The sequence below is a fragment of the Prevotella sp. khp1 genome, assembly GCF_900102205.1.
GTDB classification, from domain to species: domain Bacteria; phylum Bacteroidota; class Bacteroidia; order Bacteroidales; family Bacteroidaceae; genus Prevotella; species Prevotella ruminicola.
Genome location: NZ_FNJZ01000001.1, coordinates 823,944 through 849,220, shown reverse-complemented (window position 1 = coordinate 849,220; position 25,277 = coordinate 823,944). Strand labels below are relative to the sequence as shown.

The 25,277-nt window shown below is 45.4% G+C and carries 22 protein-coding genes; 13 read left to right on the top strand and 9 right to left on the bottom strand.

Translation table 11 applies throughout. The annotated features are described in order from the left end of the window. Positions 1 to 7 precede the first annotated feature (7 nt). The gene (locus BLR73_RS03685; protein WP_013065220.1) at positions 8 to 1,762 is read right to left on the bottom strand and encodes a glutamine--tRNA ligase/YqeY domain fusion protein; all 1,755 of its coding nucleotides are present in this window, start codon (positions 1,760 to 1,762) and stop codon (positions 8 to 10) included. A gap of 38 nt (positions 1,763 to 1,800) precedes the next feature. Next, positions 1,801 to 2,826 (bottom strand): endolytic transglycosylase MltG, encoded by a 1,026-nt coding sequence (mltG, locus tag BLR73_RS03680; RefSeq protein ID WP_091860100.1) that lies wholly within the window; start codon positions 2,824 to 2,826, stop codon positions 1,801 to 1,803. 98 nt (positions 2,827 to 2,924) lie between these two features. Here mltG and BLR73_RS03675 point away from each other — a divergent pair, with 98 nt between their 5' ends. Together BLR73_RS03675 and BLR73_RS03670 are read left to right on the top strand one after the other, a co-directional pair. Then, positions 2,925 to 5,534, top strand: a complete 2,610-nt coding sequence (locus BLR73_RS03675) for a 4-alpha-glucanotransferase (protein WP_091859035.1) — start codon at positions 2,925 to 2,927, stop codon at positions 5,532 to 5,534. A 27-nt stretch (positions 5,535 to 5,561) separates the two neighbouring features. After that, positions 5,562 to 6,203 (top strand): HAD family hydrolase, encoded by a 642-nt coding sequence (locus tag BLR73_RS03670; protein WP_091859033.1) that lies wholly within the window; start codon positions 5,562 to 5,564, stop codon positions 6,201 to 6,203. A 7-nt stretch (positions 6,204 to 6,210) separates the two neighbouring features. On the opposite strand, the gene BLR73_RS03665 is transcribed toward BLR73_RS03670, so the two are convergent. After that, entirely contained in the window at positions 6,211 to 6,810 is a 600-nt protein-coding gene (locus BLR73_RS03665) for a riboflavin synthase (RefSeq protein WP_013063884.1), read from the bottom strand. A 347-nt stretch (positions 6,811 to 7,157) separates the two neighbouring features. Here BLR73_RS03665 and BLR73_RS03660 point away from each other — a divergent pair, with 347 nt between their 5' ends. Next, positions 7,158 to 8,219, top strand: a complete 1,062-nt coding sequence (locus BLR73_RS03660; protein WP_091859030.1) for a UDP-N-acetyl glucosamine 2-epimerase — start codon at positions 7,158 to 7,160, stop codon at positions 8,217 to 8,219. A gap of 83 nt (positions 8,220 to 8,302) precedes the next feature. On the opposite strand, the gene rbr is transcribed toward BLR73_RS03660, so the two are convergent. After that, entirely contained in the window at positions 8,303 to 8,845 is a 543-nt protein-coding gene (rbr, locus tag BLR73_RS03655; RefSeq protein ID WP_013063889.1) for a rubrerythrin, read from the bottom strand. Positions 8,846 to 9,412: 567 nt separating this feature from the next. Here rbr and nrdD point away from each other — a divergent pair. Both nrdD and nrdG read left to right on the top strand, forming a co-directional pair. Further along, a complete protein-coding gene (gene nrdD, locus BLR73_RS03650) occupies positions 9,413 to 11,518 on the top strand; it encodes an anaerobic ribonucleoside-triphosphate reductase (RefSeq protein ID WP_091859026.1) in 2,106 nt (701 codons plus the stop codon). Then, complete coding sequence (gene nrdG / locus BLR73_RS03645; RefSeq protein ID WP_091859023.1) at positions 11,512 to 11,979, top strand: anaerobic ribonucleoside-triphosphate reductase activating protein; 468 nt, start codon at positions 11,512 to 11,514, stop codon at positions 11,977 to 11,979. Before nrdD ends, nrdG begins: the two co-directional genes overlap by 7 nt. A gap of 14 nt (positions 11,980 to 11,993) precedes the next feature. Here the strand turns inward: nrdG and BLR73_RS03640 are convergent, their stop codons facing one another. Then, complete coding sequence (locus BLR73_RS03640; RefSeq protein WP_091859020.1) at positions 11,994 to 13,031, bottom strand: asparaginase; 1,038 nt, start codon at positions 13,029 to 13,031, stop codon at positions 11,994 to 11,996. Between the two features lie 99 nt (positions 13,032 to 13,130). Here BLR73_RS03640 and uxaC point away from each other — a divergent pair, with 99 nt between their 5' ends. The 3 genes from uxaC to BLR73_RS14305 are packed head-to-tail and all read left to right on the top strand — an operon-like array spanning position 13,131 to position 15,647. Further along, positions 13,131 to 14,537 carry a glucuronate isomerase gene (gene uxaC / locus BLR73_RS03635; RefSeq protein WP_073043337.1) on the top strand — a complete coding sequence of 469 codons (1,407 nt, stop codon included), beginning with the start codon at positions 13,131 to 13,133 and terminating at the stop codon, positions 14,535 to 14,537. A gap of 59 nt (positions 14,538 to 14,596) precedes the next feature. Continuing rightward, a complete protein-coding gene (locus BLR73_RS03630) occupies positions 14,597 to 15,493 on the top strand; it encodes an RluA family pseudouridine synthase (protein WP_041385874.1) in 897 nt (298 codons plus the stop codon). A 1-nt stretch (position 15,494) separates the two neighbouring features. Then, positions 15,495 to 15,647 carry a hypothetical protein gene (locus BLR73_RS14305; RefSeq protein ID WP_170857807.1) on the top strand — a complete coding sequence of 51 codons (153 nt, stop codon included), beginning with the start codon at positions 15,495 to 15,497 and terminating at the stop codon, positions 15,645 to 15,647. On the opposite strand, the gene BLR73_RS03625 is transcribed toward BLR73_RS14305, so the two are convergent. Further along, positions 15,622 to 16,278: an HD domain-containing protein gene (locus tag BLR73_RS03625; protein WP_013064404.1), complete on the bottom strand. Its 657-nt coding sequence runs from the start codon at positions 16,276 to 16,278 to the stop codon at positions 15,622 to 15,624. The genes BLR73_RS14305 and BLR73_RS03625 overlap by 26 nt on opposite strands. Positions 16,279 to 16,347: 69 nt before the next feature. Between BLR73_RS03625 and menA the strand changes: the two genes are divergently transcribed. Continuing rightward, on the top strand, positions 16,348 to 17,262 hold the full coding sequence (gene menA, locus BLR73_RS03620) for a 1,4-dihydroxy-2-naphthoate octaprenyltransferase (RefSeq protein WP_033149979.1): 915 nt from the start codon (positions 16,348 to 16,350) through the stop codon (positions 17,260 to 17,262). Here the strand turns inward: menA and BLR73_RS03615 are convergent. The 3 genes from BLR73_RS03615 to uvrB all read right to left on the bottom strand — a co-directional run bounded on the left by BLR73_RS03615 (position 17,259) and on the right by uvrB (position 22,525). Next, entirely contained in the window at positions 17,259 to 19,589 is a 2,331-nt protein-coding gene (locus BLR73_RS03615; protein ID WP_091859018.1) for a putative porin, read from the bottom strand. The genes menA and BLR73_RS03615 overlap by 4 nt on opposite strands. Before the next feature lie 182 nt (positions 19,590 to 19,771). Continuing rightward, positions 19,772 to 20,389 carry a DUF4468 domain-containing protein gene (locus BLR73_RS03610; protein ID WP_091859016.1) on the bottom strand — a complete coding sequence of 206 codons (618 nt, stop codon included), beginning with the start codon at positions 20,387 to 20,389 and terminating at the stop codon, positions 19,772 to 19,774. A 96-nt stretch (positions 20,390 to 20,485) separates the two neighbouring features. Then, positions 20,486 to 22,525 carry an excinuclease ABC subunit UvrB gene (gene uvrB, locus BLR73_RS03605; RefSeq protein WP_033149983.1) on the bottom strand — a complete coding sequence of 680 codons (2,040 nt, stop codon included), beginning with the start codon at positions 22,523 to 22,525 and terminating at the stop codon, positions 20,486 to 20,488. A gap of 109 nt (positions 22,526 to 22,634) precedes the next feature. Between uvrB and BLR73_RS03600 the strand changes: the two genes are divergently transcribed. The 4 genes from BLR73_RS03600 (at position 22,635) to BLR73_RS03585 (ending at position 25,231) form a co-directional block, all read left to right on the top strand. Further along, positions 22,635 to 23,462 carry an outer membrane protein assembly factor BamD gene (locus BLR73_RS03600; protein WP_013063050.1) on the top strand — a complete coding sequence of 276 codons (828 nt, stop codon included), beginning with the start codon at positions 22,635 to 22,637 and terminating at the stop codon, positions 23,460 to 23,462. A gap of 3 nt (positions 23,463 to 23,465) precedes the next feature. Next, positions 23,466 to 23,804 carry a DNA-directed RNA polymerase subunit omega gene (locus BLR73_RS03595; protein ID WP_013063820.1) on the top strand — a complete coding sequence of 113 codons (339 nt, stop codon included), beginning with the start codon at positions 23,466 to 23,468 and terminating at the stop codon, positions 23,802 to 23,804. A gap of 1 nt (position 23,805) precedes the next feature. Further along, positions 23,806 to 24,267, top strand: a complete 462-nt coding sequence (locus BLR73_RS03590) for a DUF4293 domain-containing protein (RefSeq protein WP_013064554.1) — start codon at positions 23,806 to 23,808, stop codon at positions 24,265 to 24,267. Between the two features lie 178 nt (positions 24,268 to 24,445). After that, positions 24,446 to 25,231, top strand: coding sequence for a hypothetical protein (locus tag BLR73_RS03585; RefSeq protein WP_091859014.1), 786 nt, complete (start codon positions 24,446 to 24,448; stop codon positions 25,229 to 25,231). Positions 25,232 to 25,277: the final 46 nt, after the last annotated feature.

The window sequence follows — 25,277 nt, the reverse complement described above, 5'->3', positions numbered from 1 at the left end:
TCTTAAATTACTTTTTCCAAGTGTCCTTGAGTCCAACAGTCTTGTTGAAGATTGGCTTCTCGGCTGTTGAATCTGTATCAGGCGTGAAGTAACCAATACGCTGGAACTGCAGATAAGTGAGTGGCTTCATATCGGCAGCGTATGGCTCGATATAGCACTTCTTGATGATGTGCAGTGAGTCGGGGTTGATAATCTCCTTCATCGCTGTAACAGCATCGCAGTTCTTGGCTTCACGGATGGCAGCCATGTCATCACGAGGATTCTCAACCTTCCACAGACGGTCGTAAAGACGAACCTCGGCCTCGACAGCGTGCTTGCAACTTACCCAGTGGAGGGTCTTACCCTTAATCTTGCGGTTAGAACCAGGCATACCGCTGCGTGAATCTGGATCGTAGGTACAGTAAATAGTAGTTACGTTTCCATTCTCGTCCTCATCGCAGGGGTGATCCTCGTTACATTTAATAATGTAGGCGTTCTTCAGACGAACCTCCTTGCCAGGGGCCAATCGCATAAACTTCTTCTCGGCTTCCTTCATAAAGTCGTCGCGCTCAATCCAAAGTTCGCGGGTAAACTCAACAGTGTGAGTGCCATCGGCCTCGTTCTCTGGGTTGTTGATAGCGGTGAGCTGTTCAATCTGGTCCTCTGGGTAGTTGGTGATAACCACCTTAACAGGATCGAGCACAGCGCTGACACGGATAGCACGGCTGTTCAGATCGTCGCGAACTGCACTCTCCAAGAGAGCCATGTCGTTAAGGGCATCAATCTTGGTGTAGCCAATCTTATCGATGAACTTGATGATACTCTCTGGGCTGTAACCACGGCGACGGAATCCGCAGATAGTTGGCATACGGGGGTCGTCCCAACCGCTTACCATGTTATTCTGTACCAATGCCAGCAGATTACGCTTTGACATCAGTGTGTAGTTGAGGTTCAGCTTATTGAACTCGGTCTGACGTGGACGGTTGTCCTCGATGTTGTCGGTCTCGCCCTTCCACTCCTTCATCCATGTAACGAACAGATCGTAAAGGGGGCGATGCTCTACAAACTCGAGTGTACACCAAGAGTGGGTTACACCCTCGAGGTAGTCGCTCTGGCCGTGAGTGAAATCGTACATGGGGTAAGCATTCCACTTGTTGCCTGTACGGATATGAGGAATATTGAGTACACGATAGATAAGGGGATCGCGGAACAGCATGTTGGGGTGAGCCATGTCGATCTTGGCGCGCAGAACCAGTGTGCCTGGCTCGCACTTGCCGCTGTTCATGAACTCGAACAACTTCAGGTTCTCCTCAATGGGGCGGTCGCGATAGGGACTGTTTGTACCTGGGCTTGTGGTGGTTCCCTTCTGCTGGGCAATCACCTCGGCACTCTGCTCATCAACGTATGCGCGTCCCTGCTGGATGAGCCATACAGCAAAGTCCCAGAGCTCCTGGAAGTAGTCGCTGGCATAGTAGACGTTAGCCCACTTGAAACCGAGCCACTTAATATCGTTCTCGATGCTCTCGATGTATTCAGTATCTTCTTTAATGGGGTTGGTGTCGTCGAAGCGCAGGTTGCACTGACCGCCGTATTTCTTGGCCAGTCCGAAGTCGATGGCAATGGCTTTGGCGTGTCCGATATGCAGGTAGCCGTTTGGCTCTGGTGGGAAACGGGTCTGCATTCTGCCACCGTTCTTACCCTCTGCCAGGTCATTGATAACTTTCTGTTCAATGAAGCTGACAGACTTCTTCTCCTCGCTTTCGTTCTTAATAATCTCTTCCATATCTTATATCTCTAAATTCTCAATTGTTAATTCTCAATTTATTTAATGCCTCTTTCATTTAAAGCCTTTGAATATTTTGCTGCATTCTTCAGGTGTTCCTGATAGGTTCTGGCAAAATTATGTGTGCCAGAGAAGTCCTCCTTGGCGCACATGTACAGATAGTCGTGGGCTATGCGATTCAGTACAGCGTCGATACCTGCCACCGATGCAATCTTGATGGGGCCGGGAGGCAGACCGGTATTCTTATAGGTGTTATAAGGACTGTCGAATTGCAGCATGTTGTGGTAAATACGCTTGATTGCGAAATCTTTCAAGGCAAACTTGATGGTAGGGTCAGCCTGAAGTGGCATGTCTGCTTTCAGTCGGTTCAGATACATACCTGCAATCATTGGCTTCTCGGCATTGTTGGCAGTCTCCTCATCGATGATGCTGGCCAATGTGCAAACCTCATTTTTACTCAGTTTCAGGGCCTCGGCCTTCAAGGTGCGCTGTACATTCCAGAAATTCTCGTTCTCCTTCTGCATGCGTTTCATCAGATTCTCTATAGAGATATTCCAATAAACCTCGTAGGTGTTGGGGACGAACAAGCAGGCGATAGTGGCTGTGTCGTAACCCTGCTGCGCACAGAACGACGAATCGCTGAGCAGGATGGCTACAGCAACGCTGTCCATCATCAGTTTGCGTGACAGATAGCCGGCCAGTCTGTCCATGGTACGACTTTCGGGAATGGTGAGCTTTACAGGCTCCTGATGTCCGTTCTTCAGATTGCGGAATACTTTTATCGTACTCTGGTTGGGGGTAATGGCGTATCTACCGCTACGTATATGCTCCATATAACCACCATGGCGAGCGAGCATTCTGAAAGCTGATAGACCATGATCGGATGCAATCGGCTCCAACTTAACACATACTGAATCAAGATTGTCGTTGTCGTCGATATACACGTATTCGGTGGCGCTGAGTTTAGAAAAACTCCCCACAAAATAGTAATATGCGATGCCTAAGATTCCTAATGCGCATACAATAATAGGAACCAGATAGCTTGACTTTTTTATCCAATTCATCTTCATATCCTTGAAAAAACGCTGCAAAGTTACAAAAATCTCTCCACTATTATCGCTAATTTATCATTTTTTTGTATCTTTGCCCTAAAATATAGCTTATGAAACTTAAGTTTTCTATACAATATGGCACTCAATGGGGACAAAATCTCTATGTGGTGCTGACCTATCTCAGCATCGACCAGACCAAAAAGACGGAACGGTTGATGATGACTACCTCTGACGGTATGGGGTGGCAGTTGGAAACCACCGTGCTTGAATCGCGAAAACATCCGATAGTCTCGTTTTCTTATTATTATCAGGTAGAGGATACTGATGGTAATGTGCTTAGAAAAGAGTGGAATGCTATTCCTCGAACCTATTATTTTGATTCGGCAAAAGACTATGTGATGGCTGATTTGTGGCGCGATGTGCCTCTGCAGTATCATCTTTATAGCATGGCTTATCATACAACGATGGGGCTATCTGTTGACCAACAGGTTGAGCCGCTTCGTGTGCCTTTGTATCGTAAAACAATCCTGTTCAGGGTGTCGGCACCTCAGTTACAAAAAGGACAGTCGGTTGCTATTATTGGCGACCATCCGGCATTAGGCAGTTGGAACGTGTCTCGCTATCTGCGTATGGAGCCAATTGGCAGATTCGAGTGGCTGCTGTCGGTGAATGTGGATGCTGTGCTGCTGCCTATAGAATATAAATATGTGATTATTGATGACACTTCCCATGCACTCGTGGCTTGGGAGGAAGGTGATAATCGCACAACTGTGGGTTTGTTGCCTGCTGACCAGACTATGGTGCCTGATGGTACAGTATTGGTGGCTTATGGTGAGAACCTGAGAGTAAAAGAATATACCTGGCGAGCTGCAGGCGTGGTGATACCGGTATTCTCGCTTCGTAGTAAACAGTCGTATGGTGTGGGCGATTTTGGTGATCTGTACCGATTGGTTGATTGGTGTGCGGCAACGGGTATGAAGGCCATCCAATTACTGCCGGTTAACGATACTACGTGCTCGAAAAACTGGAGTGATTCGTATCCATATAATATTGTTTCGGCTTTTGCTTTGCATCCTCATTATCTGGATGTAGAGGCTATTGGAGTGCTGAAAAATAAAACCAAGATGAATACGTATCATCGTCAACGCCAGGAACTTAACGCACTCGGCTATAGTGATTATGAGGCGGTGGATCGAGTGAAGCGGGCTTATGTTCAGGAACTGTTTGATGAGAAAGGTCAACAGACTCTTGAGTCCAAGGAGTTCAAAGCTTGGTTTGCTCAGAACCAGGATTGGTTGGTGCCTTACGCCAAGTGGTTGGATTCGTCTGTGGGCTTGATTTACTTTACGCAATACCATCTTCACTTGCAGTTGAAAGCCGCAGCTGACTATGCTCGTTCAAAGGGCATCTTCCTGAAAGGCGATGTGCCTATCGGCGTAAATGGCGATAGTGTGGAAACGGCTATCCATCCGGATTATTTCCATCTTGATGCACAAACAGGTGCACCACCAGATATGTTCTCGCCTAACGGACAGAATTGGGGATTCCCAACTTACAATTGGGGTGCTGGTGTTGTAGAGTGGTTCCGTAGACGTTTAAAGTGGATGGAACAGTATTTCGATGCTATCCGAATCGACCATATCCTGGGTTTCTTCCGGATATGGGAGATACCAGGCGATGCTGTCTTTGGATTGCTGGGGCATTTCTCGCCTTCGTTGCCAATGACAGTGGGTGAGATAGAATACTTTGGTTTGCCTTTCCGTAAGGACTTGTTTACCAGACCTTTTATTAACGATAGGGTGTTAGATAAGTTGTTTGGTATGCATGCACCATATGTTCGCGAGCATTTCCTGATGCCTAAGAGTTACGGTCTGTATGATTTGAAATCAGATTACAATACGCAGAAAAAAGTGCAACAGGCTTTTGAGGGACGGATAGATGAAAATAGTTTATGGATTCGTGATGGACTTTATCGCTTGGTTAGTAGTGTGCTCTTCCTGGAAGATCCAAAACAGTCTGGTATGTATCATCCGCGAATCGGTGTGATAGGGGAGCCCGTGTTTGAGGCGTTGAATGCTGAAGAAAAAGACGCATTTATGCGACTTTACAATAATTATTACTATCAGCGTCATAACTTTTTCTGGGGGGCTGAGGCTATCCGTAAGTTGACCGATGTGTTTGGCTCTACCCGTATGCTATGCTGTGGCGAGGATCTGGGCATGTTGCCAGATTGTGTGGCGCCGGTACTCGATCAGTTACGTATCCTGTCGCTCGAAATCCAGTCGATGCCCAAACAGAGTGGTTATGAGTTTGCTCATCTTGATGGCAATCCATACCGTTCTGTTGCTACAATTTCAACGCACGATATGTCGCCCTTGCGCCTTTGGTGGAGCGAAAGTCCTGAGCGTACCCAGCGTTTCTATGTGTCGATGTTGCAGAAACAAGGTCGAGCCCCCGAACAGTTGCCGGCCCATTTGGCTGAGGAGATTATCGGGCGTCATCTTTATTGTCCGTCTATGCTCTGTATGTTGTCGTTGCAGGACTGGTTGGCTATGGATGGCGAACTGCGCTCAAAGAATGTTCGTGACGAGCGCATCAATGTGCCAAGCGATCCTTATAACCGTTGGAAATATCGTATGCATTTTACCATCGAGGATTTGCTGAAGGCAGATAAATATAATAATAAGGTGAAAACCATGATTCAGCGTTCAAAGCGCTAATGTTTAATCTTTAATGTTTAATCTTCAATGTATAACACTTATATATTTGATCTTGACGGAACTTTACTTGATACAATAACAGATTTAGCGGCTTCGTGTAACTATGCCCTCCGCACACATGGCATGCCAGAACATTCGGTTGATGATGTTCGTAGGTTCGTTGGTAATGGTGTACGGAAATTGATGGAGCGGGCAATTCCTCATGGAGCAGAAAACCCTGATTTTGAGTCAACGTTTGCAACTTTCCGCGAACATTATATGCATCATTCGCTTGATACAACACAACCATATCCCGGTATTCCTGAGGTATTGGCTGATTTGAAAGCTCGTGGTTGCCGACTGGCTGTTGTCAGCAATAAGATGATGGCTGCTACCGTGGAGTTGTGTCGTCATTTCTTCCCGGATACCATCGAAGTGGCTATAGGTGAGCATGAAGCAGAGGGAATCCGTAAGAAGCCTGCTCCAGATACGGTATTTGCTGCTTTGCGAGAGCTTGGTGTTGAAAAAGACAGGGCTGTTTATGTTGGTGATAGTGATGTGGATGTTCAAACAGCAGCGAACTCTGGGCTACCTTGTATATCCGTGTTGTGGGGATTTCGTGATCGTGACTTTCTGATACAACATGGAGCGAAGACATTCATCTCCGCTCCATCAGAATTGTTATTGTAAAGGTGGATTAAATCTGCTGCAGTCTGGCGATATATTTGCCAAGAATGTCAAACTCGATGTTGACTACCGAACCTACACGGATATCGCAGAAGTTAGTGTGCTCGAAAGTGTAGGGGATGATGGCTACTTGGAAGGTGTTAGCTGTTGGATTGCAAACCGTGAGGCTTACGCCATTAACGGTAACACTGCCTTTGTCGACAGTGAAATAGCCTTTCAATGCCATCTCACGGTTCTCTGGATATTCGAATGTGAAATAGGTTGAACCGTCAGCATCCTCAACAGCAATGCAGCGTGCAGTCTCATCTACATGACCCTGAACGATATGACCATCTAATCGGCCGTTCATCAGCATAGAGCGCTCAACGTTTACTTTATCACCAACTTTGAGCAAGCCCAGATTGGTGCGGTCGAGTGTTTCCTTCATGGCAGTAACCGTGTAGGTGCCATTCTCAATGGCAACAACAGTCAAGCAAACGCCATTATGTGCAACACTCTGGTCGATCTTTAACTCGTCGACAAACGAACACTTTAATGTAAAATCGATATTTTCGCGATCCTTGTGGATAGCTGTTACGGTAGCAAATTCTTCGATGATTCCAGAAAACATATCAAAAAATATAATGTTTAATGTTTAATCTTTAATGTTTAATATAAAAAAAAAGGGTACGTGCCGATGATTTGGTGAAAACTCCTGTTTCACACGATGTGGGGGCTCCCTGCTGTTGTAATCCACCGGCATTGCTGCTCTCCTCGTGGAGGATAATCGTGGCCCGCCATTGGCAAGGGAAACGATCCCGATTTGTTTTGTTAATGTAGAGTATCCCGATCTATCAGGCACGACCCACTGTTTCTGCTGCAAAGATACAACTATTTTGGGACTTATCCAAACCTTTTGCCATTTTTCTTGGTAAATAGAAACTTTTTCTATATCTTTGCACTCAAAAATAGAAAGAAATGGGAAAGACTGTATGTATCATAGCGGGTGCTCGCCCAAATTTCGTTAAGGTGTCACCTTTGGTAAGAGCCATCAATAAAAATCCTGAAGCAACATGTTTGTTGGTTTATGCAGGTAGTGAGAACGATCCAACGCTTGAGGCATCGCTGTTTGATGATTTGCAGATGCCACGTCCACAATATTACTTAGGTGTAGATTCAACGAGTCTGAACGAGATTACCAGTCAGGTCATGTCCCGTTTCGATGCTTTCCTCGATGCGCATCAGATTGATGTGGTGATCGTGGTGGATGACTTAGCCTCGACTATGGCTGCTGCCATAGTAACCAAGAAACGTGGTATCCGCTTGGCGCATCTGGTAGCTGGTACACGTTCGTTTAATATCAATATGCCTAAGGAAATCAACCGTTTGGTGATAGATGCCTTGTCTGACTATCTGTTCACGGCTGGTGTGAAGAGTACGGGCATAGCTACTCGTGAACAGTCGGAGAGTTCGCAGACCTATATGGTGGGTAATATCCTGATGGATACTTTGCGATATAACTACGACCGTATGAAGAAGCCAGCTTCGATCCCATCACTTGAAGAGAAACAGTATCTGGTATTTACACTGAACCGTAAAGCGCTGATTGCTGATATTGATAATTTGGAGAAAATGCTGAAGGCTATGGTGGCTTCGGCTAATGGCATGCGAATTGTCGCACCTTTGCGTGGCGAAGCCCGTAAGGTGGTTGAGCGCATGGGCTTGGCTATTGATATTGTTGATCCTTTGAGCTATTTGGAATTTGGTTGGTTAACTGCTCATGCACTTGGTATTATTACCGATTCGGGCAATGTGTCGGAAGAGGCTACCTTTAATAGTGTACCTTGTATCACTCTGAATAATTATACCGAGCATCAGGAAACGGTGAATGTAGGTTCGAATGTATTGGTAGGTGAGGATGCAGACAAACTAAGTGAAGCTGTTAAGAAAATGGTGAGCGGCGAATGGAAGAAATGCGCCCTGCCTGACCGTTGGGATGGTCGAACAGCAGAGCGCATTGTTCAGATTATACTTGCCTAAACAGGCTTGTTTTTGAAAAGTACTTAGAGAGCGATTGCAATCTAAGTACTTTTTTGTTGCAAAGTACTTAGAAAAATTAATCTTTAATAGTTCTCTGCTTTTACCTGGAAGTAGGCCTGTGGATGATCGCAGACAGGACATACCTGTGGGGCCTTCTTGCCGATAACAATGTGGCCGCAGTTGCTGCACTGCCAGATAACATCATTGTCCTTAGAGAATACACGCTCCTTCTTAACGTTGTCGAGCAGTTTGCGGTAGCGTGCCTCGTGCTCTGCCTCTACTTTGGCTACGAGTTCGAATTTGGCAGCAATCTCGTTGAATCCTTCCTCGCGTGCTTCCTGGGCCATGCGTGCATACATGTCGGTCCACTCATAGTTCTCGCCAGCAGCAGCAGCTTCCAGATTCTCTGGTGTGCTCTTGATTGCACCACCTTCCAAAAGCTTGAACCACATCTTGGCGTGCTCCTTCTCGTTGTTAGCTGTCTCCTCGAAAATGGCGGCTATCTGTACAAAGCCGTCCTTCTTGGCCTTTGATGCCCAGTAACTGTACTTGTTGCGTGCCATTGACTCACCTGCAAATGCTTCCTGCAGATTCTTCTCGGTTTTTGTTCCTTTAAGATCCTTCATAATTGTACTTGTTTAGTTTAATTGTTTAAATGATATTTTTGGCAAAGATACAATAATAAATTGATATCTGCAAGTTTTAGGCTTTCTTTTTGTGTTATTTTAGTATTCTCTATTATATATAATAAGGTACGCGTGGGAGGGGAAATGGATTGTTGGAAAATGTTAAAACGGGAAACTTTTCTGATTTTTAAAAACGAAAAGTTTTCCAAAAAGAAAATCTTGGTGTATGTGGTGGTGTTCCAAAAAGAATACTGACTGCAAATTGGAGATTTTCTGTTGTGAAAGCTTTAATTTAAAAGACGATGCTGTTGTGAAATTGCAGAAGTGTCTATGAATCAGTATGTTATACATTGTTATTGTAGCGTATTATTTCTATATTAACTTTATTTTAGAGAAATTTTTAGCTTGTCGAGAATGCTTTTTCTGGCATATTTTGTATCTTTGCAACCGTATTCGGTTTTACTTTTTGGAAAACTTTTCCGAATTCAAAAACAAAAAAGTTTCCAAAAAAGAAAACTTTGGGAGAGAATTAAATAACAAAACATAAATAAAAACAGAGACAATAACATGGAAATTAAAAACTTTACCATCACCAAGCGAGACGGATCGAAGGATTTGTTCTCACTCGACAAAATTATGAATGCTATCGTAAAGGCTTTCGAGAGCGTTCAGGAACCTGCTGACCTAGCCATCGTATCTAAAATCTTGAATCACCTTGACATGCATGACAACATTACTGTGGAGGATATTCAGAACCAGGTGGAAGAAGCACTTATGCGTGAAGGCTATTATAAGGTTGCCAAATCGTTTATTCTCTATCGTCAGTTGCACTCTGAGGATCGTGAGACACTCGAGAAAATGGTGTTCCTTTCAGAATATTGCGAATCGGTGAATGCTGCTACAGGATCAAAGTACGATGCAAATGCCAATGTAGAGCATAAGAATATTGCTACACTGATTGGTGAGCTGCCAAAGTCGAACTTTATCCGTCTGAACCGTCGACTCCTCACTGATCGTATTAAGAAAATGTATGGTAAGCAGTTGGCCGATGAATATATCGACAAGCTGACACACCACTTTATATATAAGAACGACGAGACTTCGTTGGCCAACTATTGTGCTTCTATCACCATGTATCCTTGGTTGATTGGTGGTACTGTGGCTATTGGTGGTAACTCTACTGCTCCTACCAACATGAAGTCGTTTGCTGGTGGCTTTGTGAATATGGTGTTTATGGTAAGTTCAATGCTGAGTGGTGCCTGTGCTACACCTGAGTTCCTGATGTATATGAACTATTTCCTGGGTAAGGAGTACGGACTGGATTACTATAAGCGCTCACAAGACCAGGCTGACCTGAGTTTGAAGAAGCGTACCATTGATAAGATTATAACTGATTACTTTGAGCAGATTGTTTATACCTTGAACCAGCCAACAGGTGCTCGTAACTATCAGGCAGTATTCTGGAATATTGCCTACTACGATCGTTACTATTTCGAGAGTATCTTTGGTGAGTTCTACTTCCCTGATGGCTCTAAGCCCGATTGGGAGGGACTTTCATGGTTGCAGAAGCGCTTCATGAAGTGGTTTAACCATGAGCGTACCAAGACTTTGCTGACTTTCCCTGTTGAGACTATGGCTCTGTTGGTAGATGAGAATGGTAACTGCAAGGATAAGGAGTGGGGCGAGTTTACAGCCGAAATGTATGCTGAGGGACACTCGTTCTTTACCTATATGAGCGATAATGCCGACTCATTGTCGAGTTGCTGCCGTTTGCGTAATGAGATTACCGACAATGGTTTCAGCTATACGCTTGGTGCAGGCGGTGTAAGTACTGGTTCTAAGAGTGTGCTCACTATCAACCTGAACCGATGTATCCAGTATGCCGTCAACCACAAGTTGGATTATCTGGAGTATCTGAGTGGTGTGATCGATCTGTGCCATAAAGTACAGTTGGCTTACAACGAGAATTTGAAGGATCTGCAGCAGCAGGGTATGTTGCCTCTGTTCGACGCTGGATATATCAATATTGCCCGTCAGTATCTCACCATTGGTATTAACGGTTTGGTTGAGGCTGCCGAGTTTATGGGACTGAAGATTTCGCCAAACGACGAGTACCTGCACTTTGTTCAGGGTATTCTCGGTCTGATTGAGAAATACAACAAGCAGTACCGTTCAAAAGAGGTGATGTTTAACTGTGAGATGATTCCTGCCGAGAACGTAGGTGTTAAGCATGCTAAGTGGGATCGCGAGGATGGTTACTTTGTGCCACGCGACTGCTATAACAGCTATTTCTATGTGGTAGAGGACGACTCGCTGACCATCATCGATAAGTTTAAGTTGCATGGTGCTCCTTATATTGAACATCTGACTGGTGGTTCGGCCCTGCACATGAACCTCGATGAGCATCTGTCGAAAGAGCAGTATCTGCACCTGCTGAAGGTGGCAGCTAAGGAAGGCTGTAACTACTTTACATTCAATATTCCTAATACTGTATGTAATGATTGTGGTCATATCGACAAGCGCTATCTGAAGGAGTGCCCGCATTGTCATTCTAAGAATGTTGACTACATGACCCGTATTATCGGCTACTTGAAGCGTGTTAGCAACTTCTCACAGGCTCGTCAGGAAGAGGCTTCACGTCGCTACTATGCAGGACAGAAACAATTATGCTAAAATACGTAAATACCGGCATAGTTTTTCAAGAGATACCCGACGAAGTGACACTGGCAATTAACATTAGTAATTGCCCGTGTCGCTGTCCTGGGTGTCATAGCTATTACCTTTGGGAAGATATTGGATTGCCGCTTGATACGGAGGCTATCGATGCGTTCGTAGATAAGTACGGTACCGACATTACTTGTATCTCGTTTATGGGAGGTGATGCCGATCCGAAGGCTGTTGACCAACTGGCATTATATATCCGCGAGGTGCATCCTGAGTTCAAAGTAGCTTGGTATAGTGGTAAAACGGTCATCTCATCGGCTATCAACAAGCGCGATTTCGACTATATTAAGATAGGACCGTTTATCAAACACTTAGGTCCTTTGAAGGATCCGAAGACGAATCAAAGGTTGTATAAGATCAAAGAAGATGGCGAGATGGAGGATATGACCTCGTGGTTCTGGAAAAAATAAGAGGAGAGATATCACTAAAACGATATCTCTCCTCTTATACTTTGTTGCATGTATTTGCGAACCGTTTCTGGATCGTCGGGGTAGTGTGCCTGCAGGAACATCAGTTTGGTAACTGCTGCTTCAACGGTGGAATCGCGACCGCTGATAACACCAGCCTCCTGTAGATGGTAACCGTTGTCATAACGGCCCATCTCAACGGCACCCTGCATACACTGACTGATGTTTACGATTACCTTACCGTTGCGGGTTCCCTCACGTAAAGCATTCAGCAACCATGGGCGTTGGGGCGCGTTGCCACTGCCAAAGGTACGCATCACAATGGCTTTCAGATTAGGGGTATGAATAATGTGACGGATCAGATCCTCGCGGATGCCTGGGAAGAGCGAGAAGATAATCACATTATTGTCCATGCGAAAGTGGGGAGCCATCGGCTTGTTCCAATCTGGCTTCAGCATGCGGTCGTGGTGGTAGGTAATGTTCACTCCAGCTTCAACCAAATGGGGGTAGTTGAATGATTCGAAGGCATTAAACTCCTCGGCGCTCTGTTTGGTAGTACGATTACCACGAAGCAGATGACCGCCGAAATAAATACCTACTTCGGGTACCAAAGCATGTCCTTCTCTATCTTTGGCTGCTGCAATCTCTATGGCTGTGATAAGATTTTCCTTACCATCTGTTCTCAGCTGTCCGATAGGTAACTGCGAACCAGTGAAAATCACGGGTTTGGTGAGGTTCTCAAGCATATACGACAGGGCTGAGGCGGTAAAGGCCATCGTGTCGGTGCCATGTAGTACTACAAATCCATCGTACTGATCGTAGTGGTCGGCGATACAATGCGACAGATCTGTCCACATGGCAGGCGACATGTCACTCGAATCAATAGGTGGATCGAACTGGTATGTTTCGATGGTGATATCAAACTGCTTCAGTTCGGGTACATTATATAATAGGTGTTCAAAATCAAACGGCTCCAGAGCCCCAGTACGTGGGTTCCGGTTCATGCCAATGGTGCCTCCGGTGTATATGAGAAGGACTTTGCTACGGTACGTCATCGTTTACGTTTTATTTTTCTGCAAAGATAGTGCTTTTCTCCGAGATTTTAATTATCTTTGCAGTAAAATTTTAAGAAGGACCTATAAATAAACAGTTTTATGAAGCAATTCAATGATGATAACTTCGTTCTGGAGACCCAGGTGGCACAGGACCTGTATCACAATCATGCGGCTAAAATGCCCATTATCGACTATCATTGTCATTTGATTCCTGAGATGGTGGCCAAAGACCACAAGTTTAAGAGCATAACCGAATTGTGGTTGGGAGGCGACCACTATAAGTGGCGTGCTATGCGTACCAATGGTATCGACGAGAAGTATTGCACTGGTAAGGATACCACCGATTGGGAGAAGTTCGAGAAGTGGGCTGAAACCGTTCCTTATACTTTCCGTAACCCCCTTTATCACTGGACTCATCTGGAGTTGAAGACTGCTTTCGGTATTACCAAGCAGCTCTCGCCTAAGACAGCACGCGAGATTTTCGATGAGTGTAATGAGAAACTTCAGCAGCCAGAGTTCTCGGCTCGTGGACTGATGAAGCATTACAACGTGGAGTGTGTATGTACTACCGATGATCCTGTTGATGATCTGCATAACCACATTGAGTACGCCAAGACCAAGGCTAAGGACGATCCTATGATGATTCCTGCATGGCGTCCTGACAAGGCTATGAACATTGAGAAGGCTGATTTCTCAAAGTATGTTGAGCAGCTGGCTGAGGTGAGCAATGTAAATATTGTGAAGTTTGCCGATATGGTTGATGCCCTGCAGAAGCGTCACGACTTCTTTGCTGAGAATGGTTGTAAGCTTTCCGACCATGGTATCGAGGAATTCTACGATGAGGAGTATACCGATTCTGAGATCGAGACCATCTTCGAGAAGGCTATGCGTGGTCAGTCTCTGTCTAAGTTGGAGATTCGTCAGTTCAAAAACTGCTTCCTGACAGTAATGGCTGAGATGGATGCTGATGCCGACTGGACACAGCAGTTCCACTATGGCGCTATCCGCGATAACAATACCAAGATGTTTAACCAGCTCGGTCCTGATACAGGTTTCGATTCTATTGGCGAGTTCAATACCGCTAAGGCTATGTCGACTTTCCTGAACAAGCTGAACATGAAGGATAAGCTTACACGTACCATCTTATATACTCTGAATCCTTGTGCCAACGAGGTGATTGCTACTATGCTGGGTAACTTCCAGGGTGGCGAGCCTGGCAAGATTCAGTTCGGTTCTGGTTGGTGGTTCAACGACCAGATGGACGGTATGGTTCGTCAGATGAACGCTCTTTCGGTACTTGGCTTGCTGAGTCGCTTTGTTGGTATGCTTACCGATAGCCGTTCGTTCCTGAGCTATCCACGTCATGAGTACTTCCGTCGTATTCTCTGTAATATGCTCGGAAACGACGTTGAGAAGGGCCTGCTGCCCTGCGATATGGAGATTCTCAGTCGCATGGTTGAGGACATCAGTTATAACAACGCCCGACGCTACTTTAAATTCTACTAATAAAAAAAGAGGCCGCAGGTTTTCGAATCTGCGGTTTTTTTATTAATTTTGCACCCGATATGAGATATAACGCAGGCTATAACCGAGAAGGTGACTATGAGCACCTGGTGGTCAACGAGTCGATGCCATTGTTGGAATGGTTGTTGGCCAATGTTCAGCAAAGTCGTTCAAAGATAAAGGCGACTCTGCAGGGTAGAGGTATCAAAGTAAATGGCAAGACTGTGAGTCAGTTTGATTTTCAGTTGGAGCCAGGTATGAAAGTGGCTGTTAGCAAAACCAAGCGCAATCAGCAGTCGTTCAAGAGTCGTTACGTGAAAATCGTTTACGAGGATAAATGGCTGATTGTGATTGAGAAGGCTGAGGGCATTCTCTCGATGGCGGCTGGTCACTCATCACTGAACGTAAAAACAGTGTTGGATGATTATTTCAAGAAATCGCGTCAGAAATGTACGGCACATGTGGTACACCGACTGGATCGTGATACCAGTGGATTGATGGTTTATGCCAAGGATATGGAAACCGAACAGATTCTGGAGCATAACTGGCATGATATCGTGTACGATCGCCGATATGTAGCTGTTTGTTCAGGCGAAATGGAGAACGATGAGGGTACTATTGCCAACTGGCTGAAGGATAATAAGGCGTATGTAACTTATTCGTCGCCAACCGATAATGGTGGTAAATATGCCGTTACGCATTATCATGTGTTAGACCGCACTACCGATCACTCTTTGGTAGAGTTTAAGCTCGAAACAGGTCGTAAGAATCAGATTCGTGTGCATTCAGCTGATATGGGACATCCTGTATGTGGTGATCCTAAGTACGGCAATGGCGATGATCCTATACACCGCCTTTGTCTGCATGCCTGGCTGCTGTGCTTCCATCACCCAGTAACCGGTGAGCCTATGGAGTTCGAAACACCTGTTCCAACTGCATTCAAAAAACTGTTTAAGTAAAATGGGAAACGTAAGTTATTACATATTTGTGCTGGTAGCCATCGTGGTAGCCTTCTTGGTGATTAAGAAAGTTGCTTCTTGTCTCATCAAGTCGGCCATTCTGATAGCGATGGTTGTAGCTCTTGCAGCTATTTACTTTCTGTATCTGAGATAGCTGCCTCTTCAGGGAAAATTCGGTCGAAAGCCTCACGAAGTTGTTGTGGCTGTTCGATAATGGTTCTCAATTCGTTGAGTCGTTTAGCGTTCGGCGAATTGGGAATCCATAGTTTAATGTAGCCGTCTTTTGAGTATTTGCTGGCCATGTGCTCTTTGAAGCGGGCCCAATGTTCCTCAACTGATTTCTCGGGGTAGTTTGCCAAGCCGAACTGGATGCAGCGACGAATAATACGGTCGGGATCGATGTCTCTATCAGCTTCGGCCACAATCTTGCCGTATATAGAACGGGGACTGCGACTGGCTGATGCACGATGATCCTCTACTGCCTCTTTCATAATCTTGATCTGTTCGATCGAGAACCATTTTTTCAGGCGGGCATCGGCTGCCAGAATCTTACCGCCACGCATATGGTGATCGGCGCGATGGCCGCACATGCCCAGGTCGTGGTAGGCGGCAATGGTATAAACCATGTTGACGTCAGCTCCCGTAGCCCTAACCAGCTCGAGAGAATTGCGTATAACTCTTGTGACGTGCTCCATGTTATGTGCACGGTCAAACTCAGCGTATTTTGGGAGAATCTGTGTCTCGATAAACTCCACTAAATCCAGACTCGGGGTATTGCTTGTCATAAAAAGTTTTGATTTTCTTTGCAAATTTACAAAAAAGTAGTTACTTTTGCAAGAAATTTTAAGAAAATTATGGCAGAAGAACAAAAAATAGTGACGGATTCGGCTAAAGCATGGTTGTTGGCCGCCCGTCCAAAAACATTATCAGGAGCTGCGGTTCCTGTGATGATAGGTATGGCTTTGGCATATTCTGACGCAGCGCAGTATGGTGAAGGAACGTTTAGCTGGGTAGCAGCATTGCTGTGCTTGCTGTTTGCCTTTGCCATGCAGATTGATGCCAACTTTATCAACGATTTTTTTGATTTTGTGAATGGTACCGACGATGCTGAAACACGCTTAGGTCCGCGTAGAGCCTGTGCGCAAGGCTGGGTAAAACTCGATTCGATGAAGAAAGCGATTGCCTTGACAACCTGCATTGCTTGTGTGATAGGTTTGCCGTTGGTGTATTATGGCGGTTTCGAGATGGTGCTGGTTGGAATGATATGTGTGTTATTTGCATTCCTTTATACCACGTGGTTCTCGTATCAAGGCTTAGGCGATTTGCTGGTACTTGTGTTTTTTGGTTTGGTTCCTGTCTGCTGTACCTATTATATACAGCTTCATGAGTTTACTTGGGAGTTGGTACTTGCTTCGATAGCTTGCGGACTGGTTATCGATGCGCTTTTGATAGTGAATAATTTCCGCGACAGAGATAACGATCGTCAGGCTGGTAAGAATACCATTATTGTGCGTTTGGGTGCTAAAGCCGGTTTGCAGTTATATATAGGTGTAGGTGTTGGCGCTATGATTCTGGGTGGTACATTCCTGTTGAATGGTCATCTGCTTGCTTTTGTATTCCCATTCATCTATCTCGTGCTGCACTTTATCACTTATCTGAAGATTAAGCGCATATACCAAGGAAAAGCGCTGAATCTCTGCTTAGGAGAAACAGCGCGTAATATCTTTATCTATGGTGTTTGTGTGAGTCTTGGACTTCTGCTTGTTTAGTTGAAGAAAGGCCACGAAACACCAAAGTGTATTACCGATCCGTTAGTGGGATAGTGCGGTGTGAGGAACTTCATGTGGTTTGCACCATTGTTAACCACATTGGTCATTACCAGGAAGAATCTTACACCCTTCAGTGTCATGTTTGCATAAACGTCAATAAAGGGGAACTCACCTAATTCAATACGGCTGGCCTCGTTCTTCTGAACTGCAAACTGATTGATGGCAGGACAGAAATCGGGAGCGTAATACTTGGTAAAGTAGGTGGCATCAGCACCCAGTTCTACACCCAGCACCTTGGCAATCTTAAACTTTAGGTAAAGATTGGTGAAGATATTCAGGTCGGGCAAGGGTAAAACTTCCTTGTTGCTGGATTTCTGATAGGTGATAACGTTCTCCCAGTTCAGTGGGCCCAGGCGGAAGTTCTGATGCAGCTGAGCTGTAAGTATCTGGATATTCTCGCCTTCCTGATATACACCTGCGGTCATATTCTTACGTCCTCCATTATCGGTCAGGTCGTAACTCATACCGTAGTAGGTGTAGTTCTTGATATTCTCGGCAGCTATGCGCAGTTTGGTATTGGTCTTCTGATAACTGAACATACCCTCAATGCGACTGCGTTTTTCTCTGTCGAAATTGTTATCCCACCAGATATGCTTAGAGTGATAGGTGGCCTGCAGGAATACAGGGTTGCACTGCTGATAGAAAGCTGATGCTGCCAGCTGGACGGTATCGCCGAATAATGGGAAGTTCAGATCGGTACTGAAGTCGATAGTCATGTCGCCTGCATCAGCTCCCGAAAGCCATCGCTCGGCAGTCAGGTTGAAATGCAGTGTCTTGCCTTGTGTCTTACTCAGCTGGGCACCGAATGTAAGGTTATACTCTTTCCACTTATTCCAAAGCAGCAAACCATTCTCCAATTCAGGCATCTGATAGGTGTTGTGCTCGTACGAAACAAATGCCTTCAGGCCGGCTTTTACGTATTTATTGAAGCCTTCGAGCAGGGCCAATGCCAACGTGTTTTTGATATGCTGGTGCTTAACCTGATCGTAAATCGAGTCGTTGCCATATACCAGACCCTGTTTATAATAGGTGTTCTGGTAATAATTTGTTGGCGTGCTATAGGCCTGATAGATGTGGTTGTAATTGCTGATATCGAGTGTGTGGATGAAACTGGTTACAGGTACGTATTCGCGTTTCATCGTGGCGTCGATAGAATCTTGAATAGCCTGCAAGCGATTCAAACTATCGATGGCAGCCTGATCGTCAATTTTTATGCGGGTGGTGTCGGCAGCTATATCGAGCGCGTCTCTTTGTGGCTCTTTGCCTACCACCTTGGCACCTTCGGGGCGACCGGTTGGCTTCTTGGTATCTTTTTCTTTGCGCAACTCTTTCTTGTCGGCATCCTGCTGCTCCTTTTCTGCCTCGTGCTCCTTCATCGATTCCTTGGCAAACTGGCGGGCCTTGATTTCTTCGTCGGTCATCTTAACCATGCGATAGAAACCAATGTTGTAACGATGACTCAGGAACAGGTGCTGGTGGTCGTTACGGTTCCAGTTCTTTGAGAGCACGGTAGGAATTTCACTCTCAGTATAATTGTCGGTGAATGATTCGGGATGGGTTACATAATCATCGGTAGTGATACCACCATTCTCCGAAGCTTTCTGGTGAGCGGCATTAAAGAAGAAATGCATCTGATAGCGGTCGCCTAAATACGAACCAAACAAGGTTCCGTTAAAATGCGAAACGTTCTGATTGCTGTAATAGCCGCGGGCATAAGCATAATCCAGATCGAATCCGAAGTTGAGTCGCTTGTTGGCGTTTACTGCGAATTTGGCATCGATATGGTCCTCGCCGTTGGTCTTATCGCCGCAATTGTCGTAAAGTACGCTGGTATAGGGCGACAAGGTGTTCATGTACAGCAATTCGTCTGGCTTCTTATTCACAAAACTGTAGGGCTCGGTGAATATGAAGTAATCGCCATAAGGACGGTCGATAAAGATACGACTCAGTCGGGCGGTATAGTTGCTTCCCGTGGTGTTATAGTCGCCATACATGCCACTATTGAAAGTGGTATTCATAAACAAGTGGGACAGGGTGTCGGGCTCTGTAGGAATTACATCACCAAACCTTCTGTCGATAGTCCACGTGTAGAGTCCCTTTGGAATCTCCTTGTGCTGAGTGGTATCCTTGCTATGCTTGTTGAAGTTCTCGCTTCGACGGCTTACATTTCCGTTCTCGTCAATCTGATTGAAATCACGATCAGTCTGAGCGCTGACATGAGCCAGCGCCAATAGTGCTACGATAAGTGTGGATAGTCTTCTGTACATAGATTATTTGATCATTCGCATAGACGATTCGGCTATCTTGAAGCACATCGAGAATAAGATGATGTACAAACCGAGGGTATGTCGTTCTTCGTTCTTAGAGAAAAAGAAAATCAGCCCTACGATTGCGCCAATCATAAAGATTAAATTCAGAATATTGCGTATCTGGTCTTTGCTCATGTTATTTATTTATCGTTTAACAACGTATTGAACTTATTGAAGATAAAGTCCTTACGGTCAATTGTTTTGCGGCGGAACTTAGCCGAGAGTGGATACAGCTTGGTATGCTTCTTGTTAACGGCATACTTGTCGGTAATCCATTCTTCAGCATTATAGCGTACGGGCTTGCGCTCGATGTCGTAGTTATACGAAATGTGGGCGATTTTTACATCGGCCTGCTCGTCGCTGCATTTTACAATCAGCTGGAAGTTAAACTGAGTGCGGTCGAGCGACAGGGTGGTGTTCTTGAATACCAGCCACTCGTGGAATACGGCACCCAGCTCATGCTTGTCGGCATCCTTAATGGCAACGGCGCTATTGGCAATCTGGTTGGGCTCGTTTACCATCTTTTCCATCTGCTTAAGCAGAATGTCGTAAATCTGCTGAGCCGATTTGCCAGGCGCTTTGATGGTGGTCTGCCAGCAAACCTTGCCGTCAACCTCTGGTACTGCACCTTCTGCCAGATATTTGGCATCTGGGTTAACAGTTGCAACAGGTTCCTGTTCGATACGCTCCCAAGTATTGTCCTGAGCCGAAGCTATTACAGGCATTGCCATCAGTATGGCTATCAAAAACTTTTTCATATAACCTTTTTTATTTTAATAAAACCGTGCAAAAGTACTAATTTATTTTTAAATTTTAGCACGGATTACACGGATTAACACGGATTTTATGTTTTTTTACTTCAATTCCAGCTCTTTCTGCAATCTAACTATCTCATCGCGATATTGTGCAGCTTGCAGGAAGTCGAGCTGTTTGGCAGCTTCTTTCATCTTGCGTGTTGTCTCTTCTATCAGCTTTTCCATCTGCGGTCGGGTCATGCGTTCCTCTATCGGGTCGGCAGCCACTCTCACACCAGCATCGCCGTTTTCGGCGGCCATCGAGAAGTTACGCATAAGCTCCTTCGTGTCGGCACGGTTCTCCTTCTGTAAAGCGTTGAAACTCAGGTTCTTCACAATCTGCTTTGGAGTGATGTGATGCTCCTCGTTATACTTCATCTGTTTCAGGCGGCGGCGCAGGGTTTCGTCGATGGTTAGCTGCATTGATGCCGTGATGGTATCGGCATACATAATCACCTTGCCGTTTACGTTACGGGCAGCTCTACCGGCTGTCTGCGTTAAGCTGCGATGACTGCGCAAAAAGCCTTCCTTATCGGCATCAAGGATGGCAACCAGTGATACCTCGGGCAAGTCGAGACCCTCACGAAGCAGGTTGACGCCTACTAACACATCATACACACCTTGGCGCAGGTCGCTCAGAATCTTTACACGGTCCAGTGTGGCTACATCGCTATGGATGTAGGCGGTTTTTACGCTGTGGTTCAGCAGATATTCTGTGAGTTCCTCGGCCATGCGCTTGGTCAGTGTGGTGATGAGTACACGCTCACCACGATGACTACGAGTCAGGATCTCGTCCATCAAGTCGTCAATCTGATTCTCGCTGGGGCGTACCTCAATCTCTGGGTCGAGCAGTCCTGTAGGACGGATAACCTGTTCAACCACTACGCCTTCGGCCTCATTCAATTCGTAATCGGCTGGGGTAGCGCTCACGTAGATCACCTGATTCACCTCCTGCTGGAATTCCTCGAACTTCAGCGGTCGGTTGTCGAAGGCGGCAGGCAAACGGAAACCGTATTCTACCAGGTTCTGCTTGCGGCTGCGGTCGCCGCCATACATGGCGCTGATTTGCGGTACACTTACGTGACTCTCGTCGATAATGAGCAGATAGTCGTCGGGGAAGAAATCCAGCAGACAGTAAGGACGTTCGCCGGCTTGGCGACCATCAAAATAGCGGCTATAGTTCTCGATACCCGAGCAATGGCCCAGTTCCTTAATCATTTCCATGTCGTACTCTACGCGTTCCTTAATGCGTTGAGCCTTGATGTTATCGCCAATCTCCTCAAAATAGAGCACCTGTTTCATCAGGTCGTCCTGAATCTGGTGGATGGCTATGTTGGTTTGCTCTTGCGAGGTCATGAAAAGGTTGGCTGGGTACAGGCGGTATTCGTCGAAACTGGCCAGTCGGTCAAAGGTAACGGCATCCATCTCTTCGATGGCGTCGATCTCATCGTCCCAGAATGTAATGCGGAGTACCACCTCGCTATAGGCCATCGCAATATCTACGGTATCGCCCTTTACGCGGAAGTTACCTCGCTGTAAATCCAAGTCGTTTCGTACATATAATGCGGCTACCAACTTTCTTAACAAAGCATTGCGGTCAAGAATCTGACCTTTCTTCAGCTCGATCACATTCTCCTGAAGCGCTACCGGGCTTCCCATACCATAAATGCATGATACGGATGATACCACAACTACATCGTTACGACCTGAAAGTAGGTTGGATACGGCGGATAGACGCAAGCGGTCGATCTCGTCGTTGATGGCCAGATCCTTTTCGATGTAAGTATCGGTGGTGGGTAGATATGCTTCTGGTTGATAGTAGTCATAATAGCTTACATAATACTCTACGGCGTTCTGCGGAAAGAAACCTTTCATTTCTTCGTAAAGCTGTGCTGCCAATGTCTTGTTATGACTCAGAATCAGGGTAGGGCGATTGTGTTGCGCAATCACGTTTGCCATCGTAAATGTCTTACCCGATCCCGTTACTCCAAGCAGTACCTGAGCACGGTCTCCGCGATCCAATCCCTCAGTTAACTGACGTATCGCCTCGGGCTGATCGCCAGTGGGTTTATATTCCGATGTTAGTATAAATTTGCTCATTGAGTGTGCAAAGATACGAATAAGTTATTAAAAAAACATCAAAAAACGCCAAAAACCTTACATAAAACTTTGTTATTTGACCGAAAAGTGCTAATTTTGCACCCCGAATATGAATAAAGGTATCATTACATTGGCATGTGCGGCATTACTGCTTAGCAGTTGCGCCTCAGAGTTTAACAGTGTCTACAAGTATGGTGACACTGATTATAAGTATGAGTATGCTAAAGAAGCATTCGCATGTGGAAAATTCCAGCAGGCTACTTCGCTGTTGGAAGAACTGGTGACTATCAAGAAAGGCTCCGACGAAGCTCAGGAGTGTCTGTATATGTTGGGTATGGCTCAGTACGGCAATCTGGATTACGATGCTGCTTCGGAAACTTTCAAGAAATATACTACAAGCTATCCTCGTGGAACCTATGCCGAGTTGGCTTACTTCTATGTAGGTCAGTCGTTGTATCAGAGTGCCCCCGAGCCTCGACTGGATCAGTCGCCTACTAATGGCGCCATTACTGCCTACCAGCAGTTTATGGATCTCTATCCCGAGTCATCGCTTCGTCCTCAGGCTCAGTCTCGTTTGTACGAGCTCCACGAGAAGCTGATTCAGAAGGAGTATCTCTCAGCCGAGTTGTATTATAATCTGGGTGGCTACTTCGGTAACATCAACTCAAACGAGGAGAGTAACTACAATGCTTGTATCATTACGGCTCAGAACTGCCTGAAGAACTATCCTTACTGCAGTATCCGCGAGGATTTGATGCTGCTCATTATGAAGGCTAAGTTCGAGTTGGCCGAGAACAGTTCGGAGGAGAAGCGTATGGATCGTTATCGCGATGCCGAGGACGAGTGCTACGGATTCCTGAACGAGTTCCCTGAGTCGAAGAATGCCGCTATGGCCGAGAAGTTTATCAATAAGTGCAAAAAAGTTATTAAAGATTAAGATATGGATTATAAGAAGTCAAAAGCACCGGTTAACACCGTAACACGTAACATTATGGATCTGTGTGAGGACACAGGTAACATCTACGAGAGTGTAGCTATCATTGGCAAGCGCGCCAATCAGATCAGTCTGCAGATTAAGGACGATCTCTCTAAGAAGCTGGCTGAGTTCGCTTCATATAACGATTCGCTCGAGGAGGTATTCGAGAATCGTGAGCAGATCGAGATTTCTCGTTACTACGAAAAGCTGCCAAAACCAAGTCTTCTGGCTACTCAGGAGTTTATTGAGGATAAGGTTTACTGGCGTGATCCTTCTCGCGAGAACCAGAACCAGGAAGATTAATATGATACAGCGTAAGCAGACATTATATCTTTTGGCGGCCATTATTATGACCGTCATTTGTCTTTGTATGCAGATAGGCTCATTCAAGTTGGGTGGTATCTCTGTGGCAAAGGTGTATAACCTTTGGTACACCGACCCCATTGGCAAGCATCATTTTGATACCTGGCCCTTGATGGCTGTTCTGCTGCCTACAGCAGTAATCGCTACCTATACCATATTTATATATAACAACCGTAAGATGCAGGCTTTGTTCTGCCTGTTCAATGTGTTGTTTATCATTGGTTGGTATGTGGTATTTTTTGTTGTTGGCCAGATGGTAGGTGATAAGTCGTGGGGAGCTGTTGTTTTCCGTCCTTCATGGCCAGCTGTATTCCCAGCTATCTCGCTGATACTCTACTTGATGGCTCGCCGAGCTATCCTGGCAGATGAAAAGTTAGTCCGCTCAATGGACAGAATCCGATAAAAAACGATAAGTTTTAGGTGTAATTTGCACTCTAGGTACTTTTCAATTGCAAAGTACTTAGAGTGCATTTTTTCTTTAGGTACTTTTTTTTAGAGTAAAAATTTGCATTTTAGGAAGAATATATTTATCTTTGCAACTGATAAGAATGTAGTAATACTAATATCAAACACTTACGAATATGAAAAAACTACTGATTGCAAGTTTTGCGTTGTTGATGGGAATAACTACCGCATCGGCACAAGAGTATTATGAGCGTGGGGTTTTTAACCACGTAGGTTTGAATGTATCGGCAAACACCGAGGGTATCGGCGTGGGTGTAGCTGCACCTATTACCGACTATCTGGAACTGAGTGCTGGTGTGAACTTTATGCCAGGCGTTAAGATTAAAGGGGATGTTAACGTAGATTACAATCTCGGAGCTCTTCCTGCACAGGTTACTATTCCTAACCACGACAAAGTTAAGATTACTGGCAATTTGAAGCGTACCACAATGGATGTAAAGTTGAACATCTACCCATTCGGAGGCAATTCTACTTTCTTCGTGGCTGGTGGTTTCTCGTTTGGTGGTGAGAAACTTGGCAAACTGACAGGTCATAGCGATGCTATACAGAGTGCTATTACTACTTTTCCAACTTTCAAGGATGTGATTCTGAATAGCATCTCGGCAGAACTTGACAAATATAATGTAAAGTTCGACGAGAATGGTGATATCAACGGCGATATCCGCGTAAAGAATTTCCGTCCGTATGTTGGACTGGGTGTGGGACGTCTGGTGCCCAAGAAACGTGTAGGTTTCCGTTTCGAGGCTGGCTGCCAGTTTATGGGAAAGCTTAAAGTATATCAGGACAATAAGGAGGTTAAGATAAACGAGTTGAACGATAGCGATGATGACTTATCAAAGATCATTGATAAATGGACCGTTTATCCAGTACTGAAACTTACGATTACTGGTCGCATATTCTAAGCGAAAACAATAATCCCCACTCAAGCGAGTGGGGATTTCTATTTCA

What these genes read in the sequence shown, in the direction of transcription:
- BLR73_RS03685 (WP_013065220.1), bottom strand. Translation starts at nt 1,762, where the DNA reads ATGGAAGAGATTATTAAGAACGAAAGCGAGGAGAAGAAGTCTGTCAGC.
- mltG (WP_091860100.1), bottom strand. Translation starts at nt 2,826, where the DNA reads ATGAATTGGATAAAAAAGTCAAGCTATCTGGTTCCTATTATTGTATGC.
- BLR73_RS03675 (WP_091859035.1), top strand. Translation starts at nt 2,925, where the DNA reads ATGAAACTTAAGTTTTCTATACAATATGGCACTCAATGGGGACAAAAT.
- BLR73_RS03670 (WP_091859033.1), top strand. Translation starts at nt 5,562, where the DNA reads ATGTATAACACTTATATATTTGATCTTGACGGAACTTTACTTGATACA.
- BLR73_RS03665 (WP_013063884.1), bottom strand. Translation starts at nt 6,810, where the DNA reads ATGTTTTCTGGAATCATCGAAGAATTTGCTACCGTAACAGCTATCCAC.
- BLR73_RS03660 (WP_091859030.1), top strand. Translation starts at nt 7,158, where the DNA reads ATGGGAAAGACTGTATGTATCATAGCGGGTGCTCGCCCAAATTTCGTT.
- rbr (WP_013063889.1), bottom strand. Translation starts at nt 8,845, where the DNA reads ATGAAGGATCTTAAAGGAACAAAAACCGAGAAGAATCTGCAGGAAGCA.
- nrdD (WP_091859026.1), top strand. Translation starts at nt 9,413, where the DNA reads ATGGAAATTAAAAACTTTACCATCACCAAGCGAGACGGATCGAAGGAT.
- nrdG (WP_091859023.1), top strand. Translation starts at nt 11,512, where the DNA reads ATGCTAAAATACGTAAATACCGGCATAGTTTTTCAAGAGATACCCGAC.
- BLR73_RS03640 (WP_091859020.1), bottom strand. Translation starts at nt 13,031, where the DNA reads ATGACGTACCGTAGCAAAGTCCTTCTCATATACACCGGAGGCACCATT.
- uxaC (WP_073043337.1), top strand. Translation starts at nt 13,131, where the DNA reads ATGAAGCAATTCAATGATGATAACTTCGTTCTGGAGACCCAGGTGGCA.
- BLR73_RS03630 (WP_041385874.1), top strand. Translation starts at nt 14,597, where the DNA reads ATGAGATATAACGCAGGCTATAACCGAGAAGGTGACTATGAGCACCTG.
- BLR73_RS14305 (WP_170857807.1), top strand. Translation starts at nt 15,495, where the DNA reads ATGGGAAACGTAAGTTATTACATATTTGTGCTGGTAGCCATCGTGGTA.
- BLR73_RS03625 (WP_013064404.1), bottom strand. Translation starts at nt 16,278, where the DNA reads ATGACAAGCAATACCCCGAGTCTGGATTTAGTGGAGTTTATCGAGACA.
- menA (WP_033149979.1), top strand. Translation starts at nt 16,348, where the DNA reads ATGGCAGAAGAACAAAAAATAGTGACGGATTCGGCTAAAGCATGGTTG.
- BLR73_RS03615 (WP_091859018.1), bottom strand. Translation starts at nt 19,589, where the DNA reads ATGTACAGAAGACTATCCACACTTATCGTAGCACTATTGGCGCTGGCT.
- BLR73_RS03610 (WP_091859016.1), bottom strand. Translation starts at nt 20,389, where the DNA reads ATGAAAAAGTTTTTGATAGCCATACTGATGGCAATGCCTGTAATAGCT.
- uvrB (WP_033149983.1), bottom strand. Translation starts at nt 22,525, where the DNA reads ATGAGCAAATTTATACTAACATCGGAATATAAACCCACTGGCGATCAG.
- BLR73_RS03600 (WP_013063050.1), top strand. Translation starts at nt 22,635, where the DNA reads ATGAATAAAGGTATCATTACATTGGCATGTGCGGCATTACTGCTTAGC.
- BLR73_RS03595 (WP_013063820.1), top strand. Translation starts at nt 23,466, where the DNA reads ATGGATTATAAGAAGTCAAAAGCACCGGTTAACACCGTAACACGTAAC.
- BLR73_RS03590 (WP_013064554.1), top strand. Translation starts at nt 23,806, where the DNA reads ATGATACAGCGTAAGCAGACATTATATCTTTTGGCGGCCATTATTATG.
- BLR73_RS03585 (WP_091859014.1), top strand. Translation starts at nt 24,446, where the DNA reads ATGAAAAAACTACTGATTGCAAGTTTTGCGTTGTTGATGGGAATAACT.